The sequence below is a fragment of the Lacinutrix sp. genome (assembly GCF_037625555.1).
In the GTDB taxonomy this organism is placed as follows: Bacteria; Bacteroidota; Bacteroidia; order Flavobacteriales; family Flavobacteriaceae; genus Lacinutrix.
In genome coordinates, this window is record NZ_JASJHV010000109.1 from 1 (window position 1) to 4,800 (window position 4,800).

A 4,800-nucleotide genomic window follows, 5' to 3' on the forward strand; every position below is an offset into this window, starting at 1 on the left:
TGGCTCATGCAGTTAGAAGGGTTGTAATCCAGTAACAACTTCTTGGAGGAACTCATCTGAGTACTGCTGTCCATTTTTATTATTTTTTTTGCTTCCATTTGTTAATTGTTTTTCTGGATAGATTCCTTTCCATCCCTTTGCCATTGCGTTGTTAATTGAATCGATTGCGTGTTGTTCGCTTGTAGTCTTGTTTCCTAGTTGTGTAAGAGCTGCTTGTTCGCTGTGAATGGTTTTGTAATTAAAGCCAAGCTCTAAGCGTTTATACTCTTTCCAATTATCCCAAGCGAGATCAAAGTTTTCAGTTTGATAAGGCTTTACAGCTTCTACTTTAACTTCTACTTCTATTTTCTTTTTTCTATCTTCTATCTTTATACTTCTATCTTCAATCTTCAATGAAGACCTTTTTTTGGTTATCGTTTGGGTTTTAGGTCTTCCTCCTTTTTGTCCATTAAGTCGTTGTTTTTCTTTATAGGACTTAAGCTGTTTAAAAGATTCCATTAAACGAGAATTAAAGAAGTAGTCTCCATTATCTTCAAACTTTTCCTTTACCATTTCTGGAAGGTTATCCCACTCAAAACCCACTAATAAGGCTAGCCTTTTTTTGGGTATTCCTTTTTGGTCAAATATTGCCCATTGTCTAGCTAAAAGGGTTATGTACAAGCCACGTTCATCCATAGTTAAATCCATAACCCCAGTTAGAAAATCTTGAGCATAAAATTGAAATGCTGGTGCTTTAGGCATAAGATTCTTTTTTTAGTCCAATTTCCATATTATCCTTTATATATCTTTTTACTAAATCACAAATTTCAGTCTGCTGAACATTAGTTATTTTTGTCCAATTTAAAAACACAAAGTCTTTAGGATCTTGTGAATTCTTATCCAATAGACTACAAGACTTAAACAAGGCAAATCTAGTGGCATCCCTAAATTCTTGATCAGATGCCATTAAAATGTGAAACATTCTAGTTCCGTGTACTGAAGTCGCATGATCACGATTTAAAAAACCGCCTATTACTTCATGAGAATGCTTAGTCAATTTTCTTGCAATACCATAAAACACATTCCTAGCATCTACATAATTTCTTTTTCTTGTTTTTTCTCTTATGTCCAAATTACTCATTTGACATACTACACTATAAATTTCCGTTAAATCTGTTGGATGATTTTCTAAATTAATATCTATTTTCATGTTGAAATATTTCTTTATTAATACTGTCCTTAGTACATTCTTTATAGAATGACACAATATGTCTTAAACTCTTATAGAGTTCAATGTTGTTCTTCTCTAGGTGCTTATCTAGTAGTATGTTTACATTCGCGAATCTCTCCCAATGCTGAACGTGTTTTTTATCTATTTGCGCTTCCATAATTAAAAAGGCATATCGTTAGAATCATTACTTTCAGCTATTACCTTTTCAAGTAAACCGCTTTCTAATAAATCATTTTGCTTTTTATCCCATTCTGGAGTCTGTTTAATCATGTCCTGAAAGAAAGGATGAAACTCGTTAAAAGCTTCTATACTAAAGTTAGTATCGTAATCCCAAATAAAGCTCTCATTGATTTGCTCAGGCGCTTCTATGCCTTTGGGCATTGCTGAGACTGCTGTTATATTAGCGTATGTTTTTCCGTTCTTAGATGATACGTTATGGATGACTGAAAGCATGCAAGGCTCTCCAATCAATGAATCAATTTCAAAGTCATCAATTTCTTGAGGGGTTAATGTTTTACCTCTCCATGTGTTGACATGTTGAAACAATTTAGCAGCTTCATAAAAAGTTAGGTTATACTCAATGTTAATTGATAAGGGTTGTTCTCCGTTTTCTTTGTCAAATATTCTCATTTCGGTTGGTAGTTCAAAATAAAACCAAATTGAGTTTTTTGTCTTTGGATCTCCATTGTACTCATAAGACCGAGTACCTACATGAATCATCTTGTAACATCTAGCGATGTGCGTTCCAGCTGGTGCTGTGAAATCTGTTTTTGTTTGATTGTTTTTTTGTTCGAATTTAATTGCCATTTTTTCTCTTTTTTTATAGTTATTATTTATTTATTATTTTACATCATGTCAGCCTCAAAGCAAGTGTTTGAGCAAACGCTTCTGTTGGTTGTTGGTGTGCCACATACAGGACACTCATTGAAATCGTTATCATATGCTGGATTGTCGTAGTCGTTTGTTTCCATTACCACTCTATTAAAATTGAACTGTCTTTGTAGTCAATAGAACAATCAGTAGGGCAAATCGAATGGTTTAAATCAATGTCTTCATCTTCTAAAGTCCAGCCATCAAATTGATTTGTATCTATAACTTCAATGACTTCTAAAGTGTCTAGATTTATTATTTCTGCTTGTGCTTGTACTGTATAGGCGTTTATAGACTTAACTCCGTATTCCCTAAGCTCTAAGTCAAACCTCCATCTAATAGAAACTGTTGCACCTATATTACACTCGTGTGTATCGTGAAAGAAAACTGGAACGTCTTCAATTAATGTAACGAACTCATCAAGCCCATTACTTTTCATTGTTTTAAATTTTTCTTGTATCATTTTGTAAATTGGTTTTTAGGGATTAGATATTTATTACCTACACGATTAGCTGTGATTTTGCCTTCTAAAATTTGTGTGTAGGTTGTTTTTTTGCATTGGCTTAAATAATCGCTGCATTCTTTTACGCTCATATTAACGTTACTTTGTGAAGCGTTTACAGCCTTTTCTATTTGCTCTTGTATGTTTATAGCGTACACATCAGCAAACTCTTTAAACAGCTCTCGAATTTCATCTTTACTAGCTATAAGCATGGCACTTGTTTTAAAAGGTTTTGCTTAATAATAGAGTTCTGTAATAAATCTACAACTCGCTCTAGATGTTTGTCTGGGATTGCCCAGTAACCACCAAACCAATTATTTCTAATTGATAAAGGTTTAATTTCAAATTCAGTCGAGCAAAGCATGATAAACGACTGTTTGTCTTTTAGTTGTGTGAATAAATTCTTTGTGTTTTCTAACATAATTTTTGTATATTTATATGGACAATAATGCAGTAAATACTACTTATTGTTATACAAATGTACTAATAATAATAATACTATACAAATTATTACTTAAAAATACTTTAATGAATACAAATTACTCGATAAGAATAAAAAAAATCTTACAAGATAAAAACTTGTCTGTTTTAGATTTTTGCAAGTTTATAGGTCTTAATTCTCCAGGAACTATTCACAAATTAATTCAAGACAATCGAAAGCCAAGCACTAAGACAGTAGATAGAATATTAGGTGCATTCCCAGAGTACACTAAAGACTGGCTTTTGTATGGGGTTGAAGCTAAAGAAGAAGTTCATAGTGACGATCTTACAGTTACAGCACAGCAAGTAATCAGCTATTTTGAGAAAAAACAAAAGGAAATAGAAAATAAATTTTATGAGCAAGGTGTATCAGCATTACACACATTGACTAACAAAGTAGATGATGAAGCTAGAATAGTCAAAGACATGGGAGATCATGTAAATTATAACCTAAACAATGTACAAGATAGATTGACTTTAATGGAGGGTTATGTTATACTTTTAGAAAAAGATGCTCAAAAGTTTGTTAAAGAAATGGAGGGTTTAAAGTTTAAATTAAATAATTAAAACAATGGACTTGCAATGGGCTTGCAATGGGCTGCTTTTAAATAAAAAAAATGTTAACTTTAAATGAATATTTAAAAAAAATAAAACTAAATTATAAAAAGCTTACAAATGAATTTAATGGAATTTCACAAACTTTATCAAGAGAATTATAATCTCTATAACGCAAAGGAACAAAAAGAACTAGATAATATTTACAAAAAATTATATATATCTAAATTAAAGAAAAGCTTTATTTCCAAAGAGATTCCGAAATAGTGAACAAATTGTTTTTGTTTAGCTTTTTATATTTACTTAATGTTTTGGCATCTTTAATCCCAGTTACAGCCATAATAAAATGATCAGCCATTCCCTTCTCAGCCATTAAAGTAATATAAGTTCTCCTGGCGGTGTGTGAAGCTACCATCTTCCACAAAGGCAATAGTTCAATAGTCTTTTGACTACCCCTGTAAGTGGTTTTCTTTATTTCATTATCAAACCCTAAGTCTTTACATACAGACTGCATCCGTACATTAAACTTTTGAGAGCTTATTTTAGGCAGTCTCCAGTCGTATTTGTCTAATAGGTTTTTAAGTTTATCATGTAAAGGGATTATACTATGATTTTCTGTTTTCTCAGAACGCTTTATAATAAAGTCTCCTTGTATATCAGCACGTTCAAAGACTGAGTAGTCAGAAAAACGCTGTCCAGAGTACACACCAATCAAAAACAAATCTCTAGCTTTCTCATCAGATCCGTTTAAATCTGCATTCTCTAGTATTTCAACCTCTTTAGAATTTAATGCCACGTCATCGGATTGATACTTTTTTACTGATACATTAGTATAGTCGTTATTAACGTCAAAGCCCTTACGATTACACCATATAACAAACGTTTTAAAGAAGGTTAAGTATCTTGCGAGTGTATTGTCGTTTAATTTGTCTTTGTGTCTTAAATAGGCTAAAAACGCGACATAAAAATTATCATCTAAATCTTTTATTTTATGTGATTTAAATTGTTTAGCACAAAAGGATTTATATTTTAAAAAAACTACATTATATTTTTGCAATGTTCTAGCTGTAACTGTACCCTGTTGTTTTTTCTCCTTTAAAAACTCGCTGTATAATTCAATAACATTATTAGCTATATTTTTTTTAGGCTTAAAGGTTTCTGTTAAATGTTCTTTAGTTAAATC

General features: G+C 31.6%; 9 protein-coding genes. 1 reads left to right on the plus strand and 8 read right to left on the minus strand.

All coding sequences use genetic code 11. The features are described 5' to 3' along the window. Positions 1–12 precede the first annotated feature (12 nt). From QNK89_RS09245 to QNK89_RS09275, 7 genes are all read right to left on the minus strand, one after another. Complete coding sequence (locus QNK89_RS09245; RefSeq protein ID WP_340170733.1) at positions 13–741, minus strand: hypothetical protein; 729 nt, start codon at positions 739–741, stop codon at positions 13–15. Continuing rightward, positions 734–1,189: a helix-turn-helix domain-containing protein gene (locus QNK89_RS09250; protein WP_340170734.1), complete on the minus strand. Its 456-nt coding sequence runs from the start codon at positions 1,187–1,189 to the stop codon at positions 734–736. Before QNK89_RS09250 ends, QNK89_RS09245 begins: the two co-directional genes overlap by 8 nt. Before the next feature lie 180 nt (positions 1,190–1,369). Then, positions 1,370–2,017 (minus strand): hypothetical protein, encoded by a 648-nt coding sequence (locus tag QNK89_RS09255; RefSeq protein ID WP_340170735.1) that lies wholly within the window; start codon positions 2,015–2,017, stop codon positions 1,370–1,372. A gap of 38 nt (positions 2,018–2,055) precedes the next feature. Further along, complete coding sequence (locus QNK89_RS09260) at positions 2,056–2,181, minus strand: hypothetical protein (protein WP_340170736.1); 126 nt, start codon at positions 2,179–2,181, stop codon at positions 2,056–2,058. Further along, positions 2,181–2,543 (minus strand): hypothetical protein, encoded by a 363-nt coding sequence (locus tag QNK89_RS09265; RefSeq protein WP_340170737.1) that lies wholly within the window; start codon positions 2,541–2,543, stop codon positions 2,181–2,183. Before QNK89_RS09265 ends, QNK89_RS09260 begins: the two co-directional genes overlap by 1 nt. Further along, positions 2,540–2,794, minus strand: a complete 255-nt coding sequence (locus QNK89_RS09270; RefSeq protein WP_340170738.1) for an excisionase family DNA-binding protein — start codon at positions 2,792–2,794, stop codon at positions 2,540–2,542. Before QNK89_RS09270 ends, QNK89_RS09265 begins: the two co-directional genes overlap by 4 nt. After that, a complete protein-coding gene (locus QNK89_RS09275) occupies positions 2,785–3,003 on the minus strand; it encodes a hypothetical protein (RefSeq protein WP_340170739.1) in 219 nt (72 codons plus the stop codon). The genes QNK89_RS09270 and QNK89_RS09275 overlap by 10 nt, the downstream gene beginning before the upstream one ends. Before the next feature lie 107 nt (positions 3,004–3,110). On the opposite strand from QNK89_RS09275, the gene QNK89_RS09280 reads away from it, so the two are divergent. Then, positions 3,111–3,629 carry a helix-turn-helix transcriptional regulator gene (locus QNK89_RS09280; protein ID WP_340170740.1) on the plus strand — a complete coding sequence of 173 codons (519 nt, stop codon included), beginning with the start codon at positions 3,111–3,113 and terminating at the stop codon, positions 3,627–3,629. Between the two features lie 229 nt (positions 3,630–3,858). Here the strand turns inward: QNK89_RS09280 and QNK89_RS09285 are convergent. Beyond that, positions 3,859–4,800, minus strand: a 942-nt coding sequence (locus QNK89_RS09285; protein WP_340170741.1) for a phage integrase SAM-like domain-containing protein, incomplete at its 5' end; no start/stop codon positions are given.